We start from the raw sequence: 17,872 nt of genomic DNA, 5'->3' as shown, positions 1-17,872 counted from the left end.
CGGGCGCCGTGACCGGTTCCGCGCCCGGCGCTCAGAGGCGGATGATGGTGGACAGCGGCGGCAGACGGTTGCCCAGCTCGTATCCGCCGATGTAGACGTTCTTGGCGTCGATGGGGTCGTGGGAGGCGAAGGTACGGGCATTGCGCCAGTAGCGGTCGTATCCGTAGGCGTGGGACGTGCTGCGTGCGCCGGTGATCTCGTGGATCCCGGCGGCCGCTTCGAGGGAGGCTTCGACGGCGGCGACCTTGGCCCGGAAACAGTCGACGACGGTGGCGTCCAGGTCCTCGTCCTCGTCCTGTCGGTCCGACTCCAGTTGGCCGGCAGCGCTGTGCAACAGGGCGCGGGAGGCGGCCAGTCGGCTGGAGAGGGCGCCGATACGGCGCAGGATCAGGGGGTCTTCGGCCGGGGTGGCGAACTGGGGCAGCGAGCCGCGCTTCATGGTGCGGGTGTGCTGGACGAGTGCGTCCAGGGCGCCTTCGCCGATTCCCTGCATCAGAGCGGCGTGCAGCAGCATGGCCGCCCCCAGGAAGACCGTGCCCGGCTGTCCGCCCGCGGGCTGGTGGCGGCCGTCGGGTACGAAGACGTCCTGGTAGGTGATCGTCTGGCTGCGGGTGCCGCGCTGGCCCATGTTGTCCCAGTCGCCGTGCAACCGGACCCCGGGGCCCTTCAGGTCCACCAGCACCTGGTGGCGCGTGGGATGCTCGCCCTCCAGCAGACAGGTGACCAGGGCTGTTCCCAGTCCGCCGCTGTTGGAGTTGAAGGACTTCGTACCGCTCAGCACCACCCCGCCGTCGGTGCGCCGAGCGGTCGTCCTGCCCGTCGTCCCGGTCTCCGCCGCGGAGGAGACGAGCCTCAGGCCGTCGTCGAGTATCCGGCGGGCCAGCTCGGCGCGGGCCGGCTCCGAGAGGCCGCTGTCCCGGCCGAGCAGCTCGCGGGCCACCAGGAGCGTGGTGAGCCAGTTCTGCCCGGTGGGGCCGTCGCCCGCGCTGATCTCCCGTACGGCCCGGATGACCGCGCCCCACCCGCCGCGTTCGGTGCCGTCCCACAACCCCCCGTACCGGGTGGGTACGGCCAGCCGTGAGACGCCGGCCCCGGCCAGCAGTGTCAGGTTGGCGGTGGGATCCGCGTGGTCACGGTCGGCGGCGAAACCTCCTTCGGTCAACTCCCCGCGATGCTCACGGATTACGGTGATCAGGGCGCGGGTCTCCGCCGCGTCCTCCAGCCGTGTGGGCATGGGTGGCTCCTCGTCCTGGAATGCGTCGTCCTGGAATGCGTTGCCTAGAATGCGAATGAGAACTCGCATTCGCATTCTAGGCGCGGGCGCGAGCCCGCTGTCAAGAACATCTGCCGCGGTCACCGCCGATACGATCGGAACATGACTGACGAGCCTGACCGCCGAGCGCACTACCGGGAACCGCGTCAGGCGCGCAGCGCCGCGACCTTGGCCCGCGTGCTGCGGGCGGCGGAGGAGCTCGTCTCATCGGTCGGCCTGGAGGACGTGACGATCACCGGTGTCGCCGAACGCGCCGGCGTCTCGGTCGGCTCCATCTACCGCCGTTTCGACGGCAAGGAGCAGTTGATCGCCGCCCTGACGGAGCGGATGCTGGAGCGCCGCGAGGAGCACCTGGCCGAGCAGCTGCGCCTGGCCGAGCCGTCACTCTCCGGCGTCCTCGACGCCTATACGCACACGCTGGTGCGGTCGTTCGCCGACACCAGTGGCCTCTTCCCCGACCTGCTGCGCGTGCGGGAGGCCCAGGTGATGGACCGCGGCTCGCGCACCATGACCGAGGTCCACCGCCTCCTGCTCACGGCGGCCGCCCCGTACACCGGCCAGATCCGGCGCCCCGACCCGGGAGCGGCGCTGGACACGGTGGCCCGCGCCCTCCTCGGCGCCTGCTTCCACAACTCGATCCGCCCCGACCGCCCGGTGGACGAGGAGTCCCGGAGCCTGTACGCGGACGAGCTCACCGAGATGGCGCTCGCCTATCTGCTCAGCCCCGGCCGCCGCAGCGCGGGGACCCCGAAGGCCCATTACGGGGGCCGGGGAGCCGGGTCGGACGCCGGCTACCCGGCACGCTCCTGATCGATGAACGCGGTCAGCGCGTCCACCACCGCGCCGGGCTGCTCGTCCGGGATGAAGTGTCCGGCGCCCTGGATGACGGTGCCGGTCGTGTTCTCCGCCCAGGGGGCGAGGGAGGCGGCCATGTCCGGGATCGAGCCGTGCGAGCTGGAGATCCCCAGGACCGGGACGGTCACCTGCCTCCGGCCGAGCGCGTCATGGTTCCTGCGGGCTGATTCCGCGGCGTCGCGGTAGTAGGCGAGAGAGGCCCGAAGGCCGCCCTCCGCCGCGACGGATGCGGCGTAGTGGTCGATCTCGGCGCTGTCGTACGTGTCCGGGGAGAGCGCCTTGGTCTTCAGGAACCAGCCGACGTAGTCGCGTTCGCGACCGGCGAGCAGTGTCTCGGGAAGGTCGGGCACCAGGTGGAACGCGAAGTGCCAGGTCTTCCAGGCGAGTCCGGGATCCGTGGGAATGGCCTCGGGGAGGCTGACGCCGGGAATGCCGGCGTCGAGCAGGGCGACACCGTGCAGGTGCTCTTCGTACGTCAGGGCCAGCGAGAAGGCGACCCAGGCCCCGATGTCGTGGGCGACGAGCCAGTACTTCTCCACATCGAGGGCGGTGACCGCGGCCTGGACGCGCGAAGCGACCGTATGGGTGTCGTAGCTGCCGTGAGGGCGCTCGGAGTGGCCCTGCCCCGGCAGGTCGATCGCGATCACGCGGTACCGCCGGGCCAGCTCCGGCATCGCGCTGCGCCAGGCCCACCAGGTCTGCGGGAATCCGGCGAGCAGGACGACGGCGGGCCCGCTCGGGTGGCCGCCCTCCACGGCATGGAGCCGGACGCCTTCGGCGTCGACCCAGCGGTGGGTGAAACCCGGGAGGTCGTGCAGGGGCAGTCCGGGGACCGGGTTCTGGCCGGAAGCGCCGTTCTCTGTGGTCGCGGTATCAGTCATGGCTGAAGGCTAACGCATCTTGAACCATTCAGTTCAAGATATGATGAGCGGGGCGGCGACTGCGGGCCCAGGAACGAGGTGTACGTGTGATGGCCGGGAAGAAGCAGTTCGATGTGGACATCGCGCTCGACGCGGCGATGGTCCAGTTCTGGCGGGCCGGATACGCCGACACCTCGCTCGACGACCTCTCCAGGGCGACCGGACTGAACCGCAGTTCCATCTACTCCTCGCTCGGCGACAAGGACGCGCTCTATCTGCGCTGCCTGGACCGCTATGCCACGCGGTACGGAGGGAGGTATGACGATGCCCTCTCCGGCGCGTCCGGTGAGCCGTTGCGTGCGGTGCGGGCGTTCTTCGATGTCACGCTGGAGCGCATCGCCGACCCCGCCCTGCCGGACGGCTGTCTGGTCGCCCAGAGCGCGATGGCGACACCGGTGCTGAGCCCCGGGATCGCCGCGCGCGCCACCGAGGCCCTGGGTGTCCAGCGTGCGCGGCTGCGGGCGGCACTGACGGGTTCCGGTCTGGCCGACGGCGACGCGGACGACTTCGCCGTTCACCTCGCGGCGGTCAACCAGTCGCTGGCCGTGGTGAGCCGGGCAGGGGCGGACCGGGCGCAACTCCACACGATCATCGACATCAGTGTGAGCGCGCTCGCGCAGGCCCTGCGTGCTCCGGGACACCGACGCCGTGACCGGCCGGCCTCATGAACCGAGCGTGATCGGAGGGCATCATGTGCCCAAGGGCCAGGCGGCTGCCGGCCGCGCCGCCGGGGCGACGGTCGGGAGGGGGAGCGCTTTCGCGCTTCCAGGGGCAAAGAGGGGGGACAGTGTTCCTTGTCTCCCCTGAGAACCCGCACTGTCGGGGAGTACTGGCTGTGGATGGCCAATTGTCCGCCCTGGAAAGGGACATGATACTCCACCACCAGATGGCCGAGAACGCACCCCTTTGGGGTCGCGGTTCCTGAGCGGCATGTTTGCATATGTGCATGATCGTTAACGCACACGCAATATCCGAGCCCCGGACCTACCTGGACCACATCCTGGAGCAGTGGCACAAGGACGAGGACGCCGAGGCGCTCGTCCAGGGTGCGCAGCGGTTGACCCGGAAGGATGCCCGGGAGCGGCTGTTCCGTCTGGGTCACGCGCTGCGCAGTCAGGGGCTCGCACCCGGCGACGGAGTGGGGCTGTTCCTGGCCAACCGCGTGGACTCCGTCCTGGTGCAGCTCGCGGTCCACCTCATCGGCTGCCGCGTCGTGTTCCTGCCGCCCGAGCCTGGGCCCGGTGAACTCGCCGCGCTGGTCGAGCAGTCCCGGGCGCGCGCCGTGGTCACCGACCCGCTCTTCGCGCAGCGGGCGGCTGCCGCGGCCGACCGCAGCGTCCACGCCCCCGTACTGCTCAGCCTCGGGCCCTGCGAGCAGCGCTGCACGGACCTTCTGGCGCTGGCGGCCGAGTGCCCGGCCGTCCGTCCCGACGGGGTGCCCGCGCCGGGAGCGGACGAGGCCGTCACCGTCCTCTACACCGGCGGCACTCTGGGCCGCCCCAAGCTCGCCGCGCACAGCCATCGGCTCTACAACGCGCTGGTGGACCTGATGGAGGGTGTCTCGCAGGACTCCCGGCCTGCGGCCTTCCCGGCCATGGACCCGGGCACGGACCGCGTGCTCGCCGCGACACTTCTCACTCATGGCAGCGGCCATCTCACCTCGATCCAGGCGCTGGTGACAGGGTCCGCCCTCGTCGTGCTGCCCGAGTTCGAAGCGGGCGCGGCGCTGGCGGTGCTGCGCGAGGAGCAGATCACCGCCACCATGTTCGTACCGCCGATGCTGTACGCGCTTCTCGACCACCCGCAGTGCGAACCCGGGGCTCTCCCCGCACTGCGGCGGATCGTGGTCGGAGGCGCGGCCTCGTCGCCCAGCCGGCTGCAGCAGGCGGTCGAGGTCTTCGGGCCCGTGCTCAGCCAGGGATACGGGCAGTCGGAGGCGCTCGGTATCGCCGCGTTCCGCGCCGATGAGCTCGCGTCGGAGGGAGCCCGGCGGCCCGAACTCTGGCGCAGCTGCGGTCGCACGATGCCCGGCACCGAGATCGAGATCCGTGGTGAAGGGAGCACGGCGGCGCTCCCCGCCAGGCAGGTGGGCGAGGTGTGTGTCCGGGGCGAGACGGTGATGCTCGGCTACTACGAGGACCCGGAGCGCACCGCTGAGGCGCTGCGCGACGGCTGGCTGCGCACGGGGGACGTCGGATACCTCGACGCCGAGGGGTACCTCTATCTCGTCGACCGGGCCAAGGACATCATCGTCACCGGCAGCACCAGCGACAACGTCTACTCCCGGGTTCTGGAGGACTTCCTGCTCACGCTGCCCGGTGTGCGCAACGCGGCGGCGCTGGGCGTACCCGACGAAGACTACGGGGAGGCCGTACAGATCTTCCTGGCCGTGGCCGCGGGCGCCGGCATCGACCCGGACACGGTCGGCGCGGCGGTGACCGCCGAGTTGGGGGAGTTGTACACGCCGCGGAAGACGGTCCTGCTGGACCAACTGCCGGTGACCAAGGTCGGCAAGGTGGACAAGAAGGCGCTCCGCGCCGCGTGGACGAGGACGCCCTTGAGCACCCCGTAGGAGCCGCCGCCCGGAAGGCGCGGACCGCCTGCCGGGAATGCGCCCCTCCTCCGTCGTCGACGACGGCGACGGCGCGGCAACCGAGTTGCCTCGCCGTCGTCCGACTACGCGGAATCAAGCCATCCGCGAGCAGGTGGCAGGAACCCTGGCACGGTCCGGCTGTGCGCCGAAGACGGTGTGCTTCTCGTCCGGACCGGAAGGGTACTCGGGCCACAGGAGCCGATGTCCGGGGCACCCTCGGAGGACACGGTCTAAAGCTCCGACGGCGCCGCGTCGCCAGGCCGGGCGCCGGACAGGAGGGCCGGGTCGGCGCGTTCGATGGCGGCCGGTTCGTCCAGCTGCCGGCCCGCCGCATATGCCTCGGCGAAGCCGGCGTCGCCGATTCCGGCTCGCGCGCGGGTGCTCAGGGCCCGGATCTGCGGTTCCGTGCTGTCGTCGGCGCCCCGCAGGCGGGCGGCCGCGCCGAGTGTGACGGCCACGTCGTGGTGCCGCTCGTACAGCGCTGCCAGACCGGCCACTGTCACCGCCACGGTTGCCACGATCGGCAGGTCCTGACTGGTGACCGCGGCCGCGTACGCCTGGCTCAACGCCCTTGCCGCTGCCGGGCCGTCCCCGAGTCCGAGGCAGAGTTCGGCCCGCACCGTGCCGACCAGGGCCCGGCCGTGGTCGCCGCCGGCCGGGCTCCGGCCCAGCAGTCCGGCCTCAGCCGATTCGATCAGCCGCCTCGCGTGGTCGAGTTCGCCCGTCTGTACGCACAGCCGCGCCTCACGTGCGTCGAGCAGGACCACCATGTCCGGCGACGCCGAACGCAGTACGCGTTCCCGGGTCGCGGTGATCATCTCGCTCGCCTCGGTGGTCCGGCCGAGCCGGGCGTGGAGGTCGATCCGGCGCAGGTCGATGAAGACCTCGTCGCTGAGGCTGAGCGTTCCGAACTCGTGCGCCGTCCGCTTCGCCGTCCGCAAATCCTCCACGGCGCCGTCGAGTTCGCCGTCGTACTGACGGAGAAGCGCGCGCAGCGGCAGCGCTGTGGCCACCGCCCACCGGTCGCCGGCCCGGATGAAGCATTCCAGGGCCGCGGCCGTGTCGCTGCGGGCCCGGTCGATGTCGCCCTCGTTCTCGGCGGCGTGCGCCCGGGAGATGAGTGCGTGCCCGGCCAGCCACACATCGGGTCCGTCGATGAAGCGCTGGACGACGGCCTCACCTGCCCCGGTCCGTTGGAGGCCGGCCAGAGTGAGGGTCGTCAGCGCGGCGCCGAAGCCGGGTGGTGCCGGGGAGTCCAGCAGCCGGTCGGTGAGTGCCTGCAGCACTTCGCTTCCGCCCCGGGTCGAGTCGTTGAAGAGCGCGCTCCGGGGGGCGAGCGAGTGGAGCAGCAGCATCGCTTCGGCGATGTCGCGCCCCACGCCCGGTCGCCCGGCCGGTACCGCGACCGCCCGGCCGAGCCAGTGGGCGGCGTCGTCGTGCAGGCCGAGCATCTGCCAGTACCAGGTCAGGTTCACCGCGAGGCCGATCGCACCGTCGGCGTCTCCGGTGTCGCAGAGGTGGCGCAGTGCGGCCATGACGTTGTCGTGCTCGTCGCGCAGGGCGTGGAGGGCGCGGAGCTGGTCGGGGCCGCGGGTCAACGGGTCGTAGTGGGCCACCAGTTCGGCGCAGTAACGGGCGGCCGATTCCCGTACCGCGGTGAGGGTTCCCTGCTCCGCCAGCTGTTCACGGCCGTACTCCCGGATCGTTTCCAGCATCCGGTAGCGGCCGGTCTCCGGCGCGAGTTGCAGGAGCGAGCGGTCGGCCAGGCCGGCGAGCAGCTCCGCGATCTCCTGACGGCGCACCGTGGTTCCGGCGCAGACCGCGGCGGCCGACCCCGCGGTGACTCCGCCGGGAAGGACCGAGACCCGCTCGGCGACCGTACGGGCGTCCGTGCCGAGCAGGTCCCAGCTCCACGCGATGACCCCGCGCAGTGTGCGGTGCCGGGGGAAGGCGGTCCGGCTGCCTGTGGTGAGCAGCCGGAACCGGTCGGACAGTCCGCCCGCGAGGTCGGTCAGCGAGAGCGTACGCAGGCGTGCCGCGGCGAGTTCGAGTGCGAGTGGCAGGCCGTCCAGGCTGCGTACGATACGCAGCACCTCGCCCAGATTCTGCCCGTCGACCTCGAACCCCGGCCGTACGGCGGCAGCTCGTTCGGCGAAGAGGCGCACGGAGGGTGAGCGGCGGGCCTGCCGGACGTCCGCGTCCGGGGCGGGCAGGGGGAGCGGGCCGAGCGGAACCAGGGCCTCACCATCGGTCGCCAGCGGTTCCCTGCTGGTCGCCAGCGCGCTCAGCCCGGCGCAGCGGGTCAGCAGCGCGGAGAGCAGATGAGCCACGGCGTCGATCAGATGCTCGCAGTTGTCGACGACGAGCAGGCTCTCGCGGCCGTCCAACTGCTCGACGAGCACGTCGAGTTCGTCGACGGGATCGCTGCGCAGTCTCGCCGATGCGTCGAAGAGCGCCGAACCGCGCAGGCCGATCGCGACCAGCAGGGCCCCGCCGATCTTGCCCGGTTCGGTGACCGAGGCGAGGTCGATCAGCCATGCGCCGTCGCGGTACGCGTGGCGGTGGCGGCGGGCCGCCTCGACGGCGAGGCGGGTCTTGCCCGCGCCGCCAGGACCGAGCACGGTGACCAGCCGCCCGGATGCGAGCAGGGCGTCGATCCGGGCGAGGGCGTCGTCGCGGCCGATGAAGCTGGTCATCGGTGCGGGCAGATTGCCCGGCGCGGCTCCCCGGCCGGCGGCGGCTGCGGCGGGGACGGCGGCAGCGGCCGGTGCGGTTCGCTCATCGCGCAGGAGACGCAGATGGCGTTCGCGCAGAGCGGCACCCGGGCCGGTGCCGAGTTCCTCGGCCAGCGTTTCGCGGAACCGCTCGTACCGTACGAGAGCTTCGGCCTGGCGGCCCTGGGCGGCCAGCGAGTCCATGAGCAGCGCGAAGGCGCGTTCATGGACGGGGTGGTCGGCGAGGAGGGCGGTCAGGCGGGTCGCGGCCTCCGCGGGCCTTCCCAGGGCGAGTTCCGCTTCGGCGAGGTCGGTGACGGCCTCGGTCGAGAGGTGAGCCAGCCGGGTCGCTGCGGCGGGCTCCACCGCCGCGATGACGGCGGGCCCGGCTCCGGGACGGCTTCCCCAGAGGGTCACCGCTTCGCCGAGCGGGGCCACCGCGCCCTGCGGGTCGCCGGCGCGCAGGCGGTCCCGGCCGGCCCCGGCGAGCTGCTCGAAGCGCAGCGCGTCCACATCGGCGGGGGCCACATCCAGGCGGTAGCCGCCCGGGGCCTGGGTGACCGCGCCGGGGGAGCCGAGCGCCCTGCGCAGGCGCGAGACGAGTGCCTGCAACGCGTGCGCGGGTCCGGCCGGAGGGTCTTCGGGCCAGAGGGTGTCGATCAGGGTGGCCTGCCCGACCGGGCGCCCACCGGCGAGCGCCAGCCGTACGACCAGCTGTCTCAGCCGGAGCCCGGGAACGGGCAGGTCACTGTCACCACGGGACACCTGTAGTTCACCGAGCAACGTGATGCAGAGCCGCGCATCCCCATCCATGGGCCGATCTTCGCGCGGGCGCACTCGGATGGCCAAATCGGTCGCGGCTGCGGGGGCGCGCCGGTTACTGCGCCGCGCCGCGTCCCGTGCGTCCCGTGCGTCCCGCGTCCCGCGTCCCGCGTCCCGTGTGCCCCGCCCCCCGCGCGCACCACACCACACCGCACCCCCCCCCGCCCCACGCCGCCGTGCGCCCCGGCCCCGCACCGCGCCCCGCATCGCGCGCCCCGCACCACGCCGCGCGCCCCCGTAAGCCCTGCGCCACACCGCGCGCCCGTAAGTCCTGCGCCAAACCGCCCCTGCTCCCGCCCGCGCCACACCGCGCCCCGCGCCCCGCCTCCCGCGCCGACCCCGGCGAGGACCGCTCCCCGGCCCGTGGGAGACCCGTATCAGCGCGATGTGCGCGCCGTGTGAGCGGTCCGCGCCAGTCTTCGGATGTGTGCCGCGGTGAACACGCAGCGGCACCCCACGGCCAGGACTCCTCGTACCTCGTGAACCTCAGAACGGAGACGCCCGATGACCCGGACCCTCAGTACCACGACCACCGGCCCCACGGATGACGCCTGGGTACGGACGTGGGGCGCAGCGCCCCACGCACCGATCGACGCCTTCGGGCCCCTGCCCTCGTTCGCCGACACGACCCTGCGACAGGTCGTGCGTATCAGCGGTGGCGGGCGGCAGGTCAGGCTCCGGATCACCAATGAGTACGGGACGGAGCCCCTCACCGTAGGCGCGGCGCAGCTGGCCCTCGCTTCGGCGGGCGGTGGGATCCGGCCGGGCAGCGGGCGTGTGCTGACCTTCGCCGGCAGGCCGGCCGTCACCGTCCCGGCCGGCGCACCGGTGCTCAGTGATCCCGTCGATCTGCCCGTGCCCGCCCTCTCGGAGCTGTCCGTCAGCCTCTATCTGCCGGACCCGGTGCAGACCGCCACCTGCCACGCCATGGGGGTACAGACCTGCCGGACCGTCCCGGGCAACGCCGTCGACGCCCCCGAACTCCCCGACGAGGCGACTTCCCTGCCGCTGCAGGCCCTCATCGCGGCCGTCGATGTGCTCCCCACCGGCCCCGCCACGACCGTCGCGATCATCGGCGACTCCAACACCGACTGCTCCGGCACGACCCCGGACACCAACCGCCGCTGGACGGACCGCCTCGCCGAGCGCCTGGCCGAGCAGGACGGCCCCGCCGTCTGCGTCTCCAACCAGGGCATCAGCGGAAACCGGATGCTGAACGGCGGCCTGGGTGACTCGGCGCTGGCCCGTTTCGACCGCGATGTGCTGGCGACGCCGGGCCTCGGCCATGTGGTGCTCGCCATCGGTACCGGTGACATCGGCATCTCCTGCGCGCCGCGGGACGGCAGCGGCCCGCCGGCGGACTTCCTCGCGATGTTCCCCGGCGCACCGGTGACGGCGGACGACCTCATCGCCGGCTACGGCCAGCTGACCGCACGGGCGCGCGCACGCGGGGTGCGGGTCCACGCCGTCACGCTCACGCCGTACGAGGGCGACGAGATCTTCACACCGGAGGGCGACCGGGTCCGCCGGACGGTCAATGACTGGATCCGCTCCAGCGGCGCCTTCGACGCGGTGTGGGATTTCGACGCCGTCTGGCGCGATCCCGCCCACCCCAGCCGGATCCGGGACGGATTCCACGCGGGCGACCACCTGCACGGCAACGACGCGGGCTGCCGGGCCCTGGGCGACTCCATCGACCTGTCGCTGTTCCGCTGACGCTTCCGTGACCACGGAGCGCATCGGTGATCATTCGAGAAGGGAAAGTCTTGTGCATGACGTAGTGATCGTGGGCGCCGGCCCGGTCGGACTGCTCCTCGCCTGTGAGTTGGGCCTCGCGGGGTGTGACGTCCTGGTGCTGGAGCAGGAGCCCGGAACCGGGACCCCGTGGAAGGCGATGCCGCTCGGAATGCGGGGCCTGTCCGCCACATCGGTCGAGGTGTTCCACCGCCGCGGGATGCTGCAGCCGCTGCTGACGGCGTCCGGTGTCAGCGACTACCCCGATGTCTCTCCCGAACAGGAGAGCGCGCCGGCGCCGCGCAGCGTGAGCCACTTCGCGGGCATGATGCTCGATCCGGCCAATATCGATGTCGACGCCCTGCCGTACCGGCTTCCCAGCCCCGTGCCGGAGGGCGTGATGACGAGCCTCGAAGCGGTCGAGTCGGTGCTGGCCGAGCGGGCGGCCAAGCTCGGGGTGGAGATCCGCCGCGGCATCAGGGTCTCGGCCCTCAGGCAGGACGCACAGACCGTTGTCGCGCAGGCCGGCGAGCACGAGTACGAGGCACGCTGGCTGGTGGGCTGCGACGGCGGGCGCAGCACCGTACGCCGCCTCGCGGGCTTCGAATTCACCGGAACCGAACCGCAGTTCACCGGCTACACCATGCTCGTCACCCTCGCCGACCCCGAGAAGCTGGAGCCGGGCTTCACCCTCACCCCGACCGGCATGTACCTGCAGATGCCCACACCCGGGCACATAGGCATGACGGACTTCGACGGCGGCGCGTTCGACCGGTCGCAGCGGCCGACCCTCCAGCATCTGCAGAAGGTGCTGCGTCATGTGTCCGGCACCGATGTCACCCTCAGCGACGTCGAGCTGGTTTCCACCTTCACCGACCGGGCCAAGCAGACAACCACCTACCGCCAGGGCCGGGTTCTGCTCGCCGGGGACGCCGCACACATCCACTCGCCGCTCGGCGCCCAGGGACTCAACACCGGTATCGGCGACGCCCTCAACCTCGGATGGAAACTCGCCGCGACGGTGCACGGACACGCCCAGGACGGCCTGCTCGACTCCTACACCCGGGAACGGCATCCGGTCGGCGCCCGGACACTCGACTGGACACGCGCCCAGACCGCGGTCATGAAGCCGGACGCACACGCGCAGGCCGTTCAGGCCCTGGTACGCGATCTGCTCGGCACCCGCGACGGAACGACGTACGTGCACAACAGGACGTCGGGCTCGTCGAACCGCTACGACCTCGGCAGCACGCACCCGCTGGTCGGCCGGGACGCCCCCGATTTCCGCCTCCTCGACGGGACACGTCTCAGCGATCTCCTGCACGACGGGCAGGGCATCGCGCTCGATTTCAGCACCGGCAGGCGGCTGCACGGGGCGACGGACGGCTGGGAGGGCCTGATCCGCTACAGGGCCGGGCAGCCGAGGGACGGCCTCGGGTGCCACGCCGTCCTCGTCCGCCCCGACGGCGTCGTCGCCTGGGCGGCCGGACCCGAGACCGACCGTGAGGGGTTCGAGCGGGCGGCCGCCCAGTGGTTCGGCGACCCGACGCCCTGAACCGGCCCGTACGGGCGGCGCTGCCGCCGTGCCCCTCCGGCTGTCGTGAGGCCGGTCTCAGCCGGCTGCGGACTCCGGGTCGTCGAGTTCGTGCAGCCCCGCCGGGTTCTCGTCGGTCAGTACGTCCCCTGCCGCGGTGACGAAGCGCTGGGCGTGGCCCCGGTGGACGCAGAGGAGCTGATCGCGGGTGCCGGCCGGGTCCCGGTGCACCGCCAGCGCAGGACCGTACTTGCTGTTGTGCCCCCGCATCCCGGTGTCCGTGCTCCACTCGGCACCGTCGAAGGCGGACCACCACAACTGCTGGCGCGCGGGGTCGCGGTGGACGCACATCAGCCTGTCGTCGAAGACCGCGAGGCCGATGTTGCTCCGCGTACGCTGTCCCGGCAGCGCGCCCTCGAAGGCCCAGCCCGTACCGCGCAGCCGGCTCCAGTGGACGGCCCCGTCCTTGGGGTTGCTGTACAGCAGGTGGAGGGCGTCGCCGTACACGGCCAGTGCCGGTGACCTCGTGGTGGCGCAGCCGGGGACGGGCTCGGGAGGTGTCCAACTGCGGCCGTCCCGGCTGGTGGTGACCATGATCCGCTGGGCGGCGTCGGCGTACGCGAGGTGGAGGGTGTCGCGGAAGACGGCCAGCCCCGGACCGTAGACGCTCCCAGCATCCGCCACCGGCTGGTCCGGCGTCCAGGTGCTGCCGTCCCAGGAGGTCAGTGCGATGCTCCAGTCACCCGAGCCACCGCGGTGCGCGCAGTACAACCGGTCCCGGAACACGGCCAGCGCCGGGCTGCCCAGGGTGTGGTGGGCGGGAAACGGCCGGTCGTCGGACCAGCTGCCGTCCGAGCGGTGCGCGGTCCACCACAGGTTGGGATTGTCACCCTGGCCCTGGTAGACGCAGTACAGATCATCGCGGAAGACGGCCAGGGCAGGGGTTTCGGAGGCGTAGCGGGCCGTGAACGGCGCTTCGGTTCCCCAGCCCGCGCCCGGCGTGAACACGCTGAACCACAGGCCGGTCCCGTGTGGCGGCGCGTCAAGCGGCCTGGGGGAGAGCAGAGTCGGCATGGACCACGGCGAGAGGAGATCGCAGCCCGCGCCCCCGGCGGCCGACCGGATCCGTTCGGCGCGGCCGGTCAGCGCCGAGGCGACGGCTACCGCGACCTCCGCGGGCAGGGATCCGGCGAGCACCTCCGCCACCAGACCGTGGATGCCGTCTCCCGGCCCGGTGCCTTCGGGGTCCGCGAGGCGTTCGGCGGCCTGTTGGCCGAGGCGCAGGGCGAAGCCCGACTCCAGCAGACGGACGGACACCGCCGCCCCGGACGCGGCGAGTTCCTTGGCCGCTCCTTCCGCACGCTCCTCGGCCTCGGCCGATGGGGCGTCCGCGCCGCCGAACATCGGCGCTGTGCCGCTTTCCCGCCCGGGGGCGGCGCCTTCGATCGCCATGCTGTCTTCCTGTCTGCAGGGCCAGGGCCGGACGGCTCGCCCGCGCGGCGCGCAGGGCAGCCCTCCGGATCCTTGGGCAGGGGTACTTACGGATGGGTTACGGGGCTACGGGCGTACTCGGAGGTGATCGGGCGTACTCGGGCGTACTCGGGGTGCTCGAATCGGTGAACGGGCGAATGGTGCGCGGGCCGTGCCCCGGGATGTCCGGGCGGCCGTCCGCGTGGCCTCAGGGAAGGGCGGCGGGGGCGGGATCACTTTGCGGGAGCGGCTTCGCGCCGTGCGTCGGAGGCACGATTTCGTCGCCCACCCCGATCGTCCCGCCGCGGATCACCTCGGCCCGCAGCCCGCCCCGGTGCAGCAGTCCGTGGATCAGCCCGGGGCGTACCAGTTGTTCGAGGCGGGCGCAGGGCTCGCTGAGTCTGAGACCGCGCAGGACCACCGTCCCGACCTGGAACTCCTCGTCCACCAGCGGGTTGAGCCGGATGTCGCGGCAGACGAGGTTGCGGCGGCATTCGGCGGGGGTGAGCGTGATGCCGCATTCGCGGGCCAGGGCGTCGAGGGCCTCGGCCTCGATGAGGGTGACATCGCAGATCCCGGACGCCCGGCCGGCGCCCCGGCGCCGGGGCCGGGGGCCCTCGCCCGCCCAGTAGTTGCGGTCCCCGGCCAGACCACGGCCCGTCACCGCGCGGACCTGCGCGACACGGAAGGTGGGCTCGCCGGGGTGCACCGCGAGGTGCAGGGAGGTGACATGTCCGGGTCCGGACGGCGGCGGGTTCTGCGCCATGGCTGGTTCACCCCTTCGGGAAGTGCTCTCTGAGGGAACGGAGCGTGCGGAACTGGTCCACGTTGATCTGGTCGAGCTGCAGTTCCCGCCCGATCAGGTCTTCGAGCAGCAGGATGAACTCCATGAAGCCGAGCGAGTCGATCAGCCGGTTGTCGATCAGGTCGAGGTCCTCCGGTATCTCCTCGACGGTGGGGTTGCGTTCACGCAGCCAGTCCACGACCGGCTTGATGTCGTCGTCCATGAGTCGGATCACCTCTCCTGGGTCAGGTCCGGCCGGCGGGAGCCGCTCGTACGCACGGTGGTGGCGCTCGTGGGGCGCGGGGAGACGGGCTGGGGGCCGCGGGCGCTCTCGTACTCCTGACCGATCCGGGCGACGGTGACCGCGGCCGGATGCCGGGCGGTGACGCGGGTGCAGGACCGGCCGCAGTACATGGCCATCTCCCCGATGAGACCCGTGGTGCCGGCGCCCGGAGCCGCCGCGCTGTAGCGCGGTACCGGGTGGTCCCGTCCCTCCACCCGGGTGGTGGCGATGAAGGAGGCCGGGGCGCGTCCGGGGGTGGCGGTGAGCGGATTGCGCAGCACGCGGTGCGGGCGGTGCGGCCAGCCGATGTCGAACAGGGTCGTGATGATGGTGTCGTCGGCCCCGGCCTCGGTCACCCGCCGTTTGAACTCCGGGTGTGCGGTGGACTCGGCGGCCGGTACGAAGAGGGTTCCGGCCATGGCCCCGTCCGCGCCTCGGGCCACGGCTTCCGCGAGGTCGCGTCCGGTGGCGATGCCGCCCGCGACGGCCAGTACCGCCTGCGGATACCGGGCCCGGACGGCGGCCAGCAGCAGATCCACGGAGAGCCGGCCGAGCAGATGGCCGCCGGCTTCGGAGCCCTGGAGGACCAGCACGTCCGCACCCAGCCCGAGGGCGGTGCCCGCGTCCGCGAGGGTGCCGACCTGGACCACCAGCGGATGCCCGGCGGCCAGGACCGCCCCGGCCGCGTCGGCGTCGGGCAGCCCGAAGGAGGTGACGAACGCGTCCCGGGGCAGTTCGGGCAGCACGGCCCGGAGCTGCTCAAGACAGCCGGCCGGGCCGGTGACCTCGGGGACCACGTTCACCCCGAACGGGCGGCCGGTGGCAGCCGTCACCTCACGGACCAGCCGGGCGGCCCGCGCGGGCGGTTCCCTGTACAGCGCGAGGGTGCCGCCAGCTCCGGCCCGGGACACCGCCGCGCACAGCGCGGGCCCGGCGACGGCGCCCATCCCGGCCTGCAGCAGCGGCAGTACGAGGCCGAGCCGGGCCGCCAGCCTGGTCACGAGCGTTCCCCTGCCCGCAGGACCGCGCTGTGCGCGGCGGCCAGGTCCCCGTCGAAGAGGCCGCCCAGGGCGTGCACCCACCGTTCCAGGCCGAAGGCGACGCAGCCGGTGAAGGCCGGGCGGCCCGCATGGCGGATGTCACGGCGCTCACCGAAGAAGTTGCGGTGGTTGTTGGTGGAGGCGATGGCGGTGCCGTCGGTGTGCAGATACTCGTGTTTCACGGGGGCGAGCAACTGCATGACGGTACGGGAGCCGTCCTTCTCGAAGAACGGGTCGGTGGCGGGCTGCCGGTCCAGGGTGAGACCGAGGGCCGCGCCGAAGGCGGCGATCCGCTCATGGTGCAGGGCGAGGTGGGCCCGTACGTCTTCGGCGGAGCCGGCGCACACGATCTCCCGCATGGTGAACCCCCAGAGCCGGCGCAGTCCGTCGTGGTGGTCCTCGTTGCGGTAGCACTGCGCGACGGTGGTGATCAGGACGGGGGCGTCCGCGCTGGTGCCGGTGAGGTGCAGGAAGCAGCCGTAGCAGGCCGCCGACGGCAGCAGATGGGTGGCGTCGGCCAGGTCGGCCGCCGGGATGTGGGGGGCGTCGGCGAGGCCGTCCCCCGGGATGTGCGTGGCGCCGGGCAGCGCGGTGGCTCCGTCGGGGGCCGCTGCGTGGGCGGCCAGCCGGTCGGGGCGGATGCGGCTGACCGGGCTGCCCAGGTGCGGGAAGTTGCGGAAGTAGTCGAGGGTCCCCAGCTCCCCGGCCCGTAACAGCGGTGGGTAGCTCTGCTGCCGGGCCCCTGCCTCGGTGCCCCAGCGGGTGAACACCGCGTCGAGTGCGTCTTTCAGCAGCACCGCGGGTTCGTCGAGGGTGGCCAGTCCGTCCCGGACCGACCAGGCGGCCGCGGTCTCTCCGGCGGCCGCGGGGCCGGCCGCGGGGTCAGTGACGCGCATCGGGCACCCCGATCCGGTTGAGGAAGCCGTTGGTCTTGTGCAGGACCTTGGCGTGGGCGGCCTGCCTGGCGGGATGGGCGAGCAGCCGCCGGCGCAGCGCGAAGCCGTCCTGAAGTCCCGCGTCGCGGTAGACGGAAGGGTTGTAGAAGGACTCGACACTGGTGGTGAGGTAGCGTCCGAGATAGTCGCCCAGTTCCTGCCGGGCCGCCTCGTCCAGGCCGTTCCGCAGGAGCCGTTCCCACAGCAGCTGCACCAGGCGGCAGCCGAACGCGATGTGGCGGGATTCGTCCTGGTGGTGCAGACGGTTGATGTGCCGGATCGTCGGGTGCAGGCGCTGGTCGGCGGCCAGTTGGACGTTGTAGTGGTCCACGATCTGCTCGAAGACCAGGATCCGGGCGAAGACCAGGAAGTTCTCGATGTCCGGATCGCGCGGGGCCTCGGGCAGCTTGACCGACTTGTCGGGGTAGATCTTGCCGGCGTACTTGAGACAGAAGGTCGCGAAGAACCACATGTGGTCGTTCTCCTCACCGATGAAGTGGTGGAAGAACTCGGAGGGGAGCTCGAAGCCCGGCATGTGGACGCGGCGGGTGACCTCGATGAGCAGTTCGCGGATGCCGTGCACGTTGAGGCTGTAGAAGTTGACGCTCTCCCACCGGCTCAGGGCCTGGACCTGGGCCGGGCTCAGCCGCTCCATCTGCTCCGTGCCGTGGCAGGAGAGGAGTTCGGGGGACATCCAGAGCCCGTCGGCGGGTATCTCCGACGGCCAGTCGAAGGTGGTGAACGGGTTGTAGTAGTCCGAAGTCGCCTTGTCGGAGAGCCGGTCGAGGAGGGCCCGGAACTCGGTCTCGTCCGTTGTCGCGGGTGCGGGTGCGGGTGCGGGTGCGGGTGCGGGTGCTTGCTGGGTGTTCGGGGGACGCATGGGTGCTACTCCTCCCATCGAATGGCCGGCAGCGG

Annotated in this window: 14 protein-coding genes; 5 read left to right on the top strand and 9 right to left on the bottom strand. The window is 72.1% G+C overall.

The window, feature by feature from the left end; all coding sequences use genetic code 11:
• Positions 1-31 precede the first annotated feature (31 nt).
• The gene (locus tag ACWGKJ_RS17015; protein WP_385018210.1) at positions 32-1,234 is read right to left on the bottom strand and encodes an acyl-CoA dehydrogenase family protein; all 1,203 of its coding nucleotides are present in this window, start codon (positions 1,232-1,234) and stop codon (positions 32-34) included.
• Positions 1,235-1,375: 141 nt separating this feature from the next.
• On the opposite strand from ACWGKJ_RS17015, the gene ACWGKJ_RS17010 reads away from it, so the two are divergent.
• Entirely contained in the window at positions 1,376-2,083 is a 708-nt protein-coding gene (locus ACWGKJ_RS17010) for a TetR/AcrR family transcriptional regulator (protein WP_385018208.1), read from the top strand.
• Here the strand turns inward: ACWGKJ_RS17010 and ACWGKJ_RS17005 are convergent.
• Positions 2,065-3,009, bottom strand: coding sequence for an alpha/beta fold hydrolase (locus ACWGKJ_RS17005; protein WP_385018206.1), 945 nt, complete (start codon positions 3,007-3,009; stop codon positions 2,065-2,067). The genes ACWGKJ_RS17010 and ACWGKJ_RS17005 overlap by 19 nt on opposite strands.
• 89 nt (positions 3,010-3,098) lie before the next feature.
• Between ACWGKJ_RS17005 and ACWGKJ_RS17000 the strand changes: the two genes are divergently transcribed.
• Both ACWGKJ_RS17000 and ACWGKJ_RS16995 read left to right on the top strand, forming a co-directional pair.
• Positions 3,099-3,716 carry a TetR/AcrR family transcriptional regulator gene (locus ACWGKJ_RS17000; RefSeq protein WP_385018204.1) on the top strand — a complete coding sequence of 206 codons (618 nt, stop codon included), beginning with the start codon at positions 3,099-3,101 and terminating at the stop codon, positions 3,714-3,716.
• A 278-nt stretch (positions 3,717-3,994) separates the two neighbouring features.
• On the top strand, positions 3,995-5,620 hold the full coding sequence (locus tag ACWGKJ_RS16995; RefSeq protein ID WP_385018202.1) for a class I adenylate-forming enzyme family protein: 1,626 nt from the start codon (positions 3,995-3,997) through the stop codon (positions 5,618-5,620).
• A 251-nt stretch (positions 5,621-5,871) separates the two neighbouring features.
• Here ACWGKJ_RS16995 and ACWGKJ_RS16990 read toward each other — a convergent pair whose 3' ends face one another.
• Positions 5,872-9,168, bottom strand: a complete 3,297-nt coding sequence (locus tag ACWGKJ_RS16990) for an AfsR/SARP family transcriptional regulator (protein WP_453315758.1) — start codon at positions 9,166-9,168, stop codon at positions 5,872-5,874.
• Between the two features lie 513 nt (positions 9,169-9,681).
• On the opposite strand from ACWGKJ_RS16990, the gene ACWGKJ_RS16985 reads away from it, so the two are divergent.
• Together ACWGKJ_RS16985 and ACWGKJ_RS16980 are read left to right on the top strand one after the other, a co-directional pair.
• Positions 9,682-10,893 (top strand): SGNH/GDSL hydrolase family protein, encoded by a 1,212-nt coding sequence (locus ACWGKJ_RS16985; protein ID WP_385018198.1) that lies wholly within the window; start codon positions 9,682-9,684, stop codon positions 10,891-10,893.
• A gap of 52 nt (positions 10,894-10,945) precedes the next feature.
• Positions 10,946-12,466, top strand: a complete 1,521-nt coding sequence (locus tag ACWGKJ_RS16980) for an FAD-dependent oxidoreductase (RefSeq protein ID WP_385018196.1) — start codon at positions 10,946-10,948, stop codon at positions 12,464-12,466.
• Between the two features lie 57 nt (positions 12,467-12,523).
• Here ACWGKJ_RS16980 and ACWGKJ_RS16975 read toward each other — a convergent pair whose 3' ends face one another.
• The 6 genes from ACWGKJ_RS16975 to ACWGKJ_RS16950 form a co-directional block, all read right to left on the bottom strand.
• Positions 12,524-13,897 (bottom strand): hypothetical protein, encoded by a 1,374-nt coding sequence (locus ACWGKJ_RS16975; protein WP_385018194.1) that lies wholly within the window; start codon positions 13,895-13,897, stop codon positions 12,524-12,526.
• A 226-nt stretch (positions 13,898-14,123) separates the two neighbouring features.
• Positions 14,124-14,681, bottom strand: a complete 558-nt coding sequence (locus tag ACWGKJ_RS16970) for an MOSC domain-containing protein (RefSeq protein ID WP_385018192.1) — start codon at positions 14,679-14,681, stop codon at positions 14,124-14,126.
• A gap of 7 nt (positions 14,682-14,688) precedes the next feature.
• On the bottom strand, positions 14,689-14,922 hold the full coding sequence (locus ACWGKJ_RS16965; RefSeq protein WP_385018190.1) for an acyl carrier protein: 234 nt from the start codon (positions 14,920-14,922) through the stop codon (positions 14,689-14,691).
• 8 nt (positions 14,923-14,930) lie between these two features.
• Entirely contained in the window at positions 14,931-15,983 is a 1,053-nt protein-coding gene (locus tag ACWGKJ_RS16960) for an NAD(P)H-dependent flavin oxidoreductase (protein ID WP_385018188.1), read from the bottom strand.
• The gene (locus ACWGKJ_RS16955; RefSeq protein WP_385018186.1) at positions 15,980-16,918 is read right to left on the bottom strand and encodes a class-II aminoacyl-tRNA synthetase family protein; all 939 of its coding nucleotides are present in this window, start codon (positions 16,916-16,918) and stop codon (positions 15,980-15,982) included. The genes ACWGKJ_RS16960 and ACWGKJ_RS16955 overlap by 4 nt, the downstream gene beginning before the upstream one ends.
• Positions 16,905-17,837, bottom strand: a complete 933-nt coding sequence (locus ACWGKJ_RS16950; RefSeq protein ID WP_385018184.1) for a diiron oxygenase — start codon at positions 17,835-17,837, stop codon at positions 16,905-16,907. The genes ACWGKJ_RS16955 and ACWGKJ_RS16950 overlap by 14 nt, the downstream gene beginning before the upstream one ends.
• Positions 17,838-17,872 lie beyond the last annotated feature (35 nt).

The sequence above is a fragment of the Streptomyces sp. NPDC054757 genome, assembly GCF_053612185.1.
Note: the sequence above shows the minus strand (reverse complement) of the source record. Positions and strands in the feature narration are given on the sequence as shown.

Bases quoted from the DNA above. Each gene is read 5' to 3' on its own strand.
- ACWGKJ_RS16965 (WP_385018190.1), bottom strand. From the start codon at position 14,922: ATGGACGACGACATCAAGCCGGTCGTGGACTGGCTGCGTGAACGCAAC.
- ACWGKJ_RS17010 (WP_385018208.1), top strand. From the start codon at position 1,376: ATGACTGACGAGCCTGACCGCCGAGCGCACTACCGGGAACCGCGTCAG.
- ACWGKJ_RS16995 (WP_385018202.1), top strand. From the start codon at position 3,995: ATGATCGTTAACGCACACGCAATATCCGAGCCCCGGACCTACCTGGAC.
- ACWGKJ_RS17005 (WP_385018206.1), bottom strand. From the start codon at position 3,009: ATGACTGATACCGCGACCACAGAGAACGGCGCTTCCGGCCAGAACCCG.
- ACWGKJ_RS17000 (WP_385018204.1), top strand. From the start codon at position 3,099: ATGGCCGGGAAGAAGCAGTTCGATGTGGACATCGCGCTCGACGCGGCG.
- ACWGKJ_RS16950 (WP_385018184.1), bottom strand. From the start codon at position 17,837: ATGCGTCCCCCGAACACCCAGCAAGCACCCGCACCCGCACCCGCACCC.
- ACWGKJ_RS16990 (WP_453315758.1), bottom strand. From the start codon at position 9,168: ATGGATGGGGATGCGCGGCTCTGCATCACGTTGCTCGGTGAACTACAG.
- ACWGKJ_RS16975 (WP_385018194.1), bottom strand. From the start codon at position 13,897: ATGGCGATCGAAGGCGCCGCCCCCGGGCGGGAAAGCGGCACAGCGCCG.
- ACWGKJ_RS17015 (WP_385018210.1), bottom strand. From the start codon at position 1,234: ATGCCCACACGGCTGGAGGACGCGGCGGAGACCCGCGCCCTGATCACC.
- ACWGKJ_RS16955 (WP_385018186.1), bottom strand. From the start codon at position 16,918: ATGCGCGTCACTGACCCCGCGGCCGGCCCCGCGGCCGCCGGAGAGACC.
- ACWGKJ_RS16985 (WP_385018198.1), top strand. From the start codon at position 9,682: ATGACCCGGACCCTCAGTACCACGACCACCGGCCCCACGGATGACGCC.
- ACWGKJ_RS16970 (WP_385018192.1), bottom strand. From the start codon at position 14,681: ATGGCGCAGAACCCGCCGCCGTCCGGACCCGGACATGTCACCTCCCTG.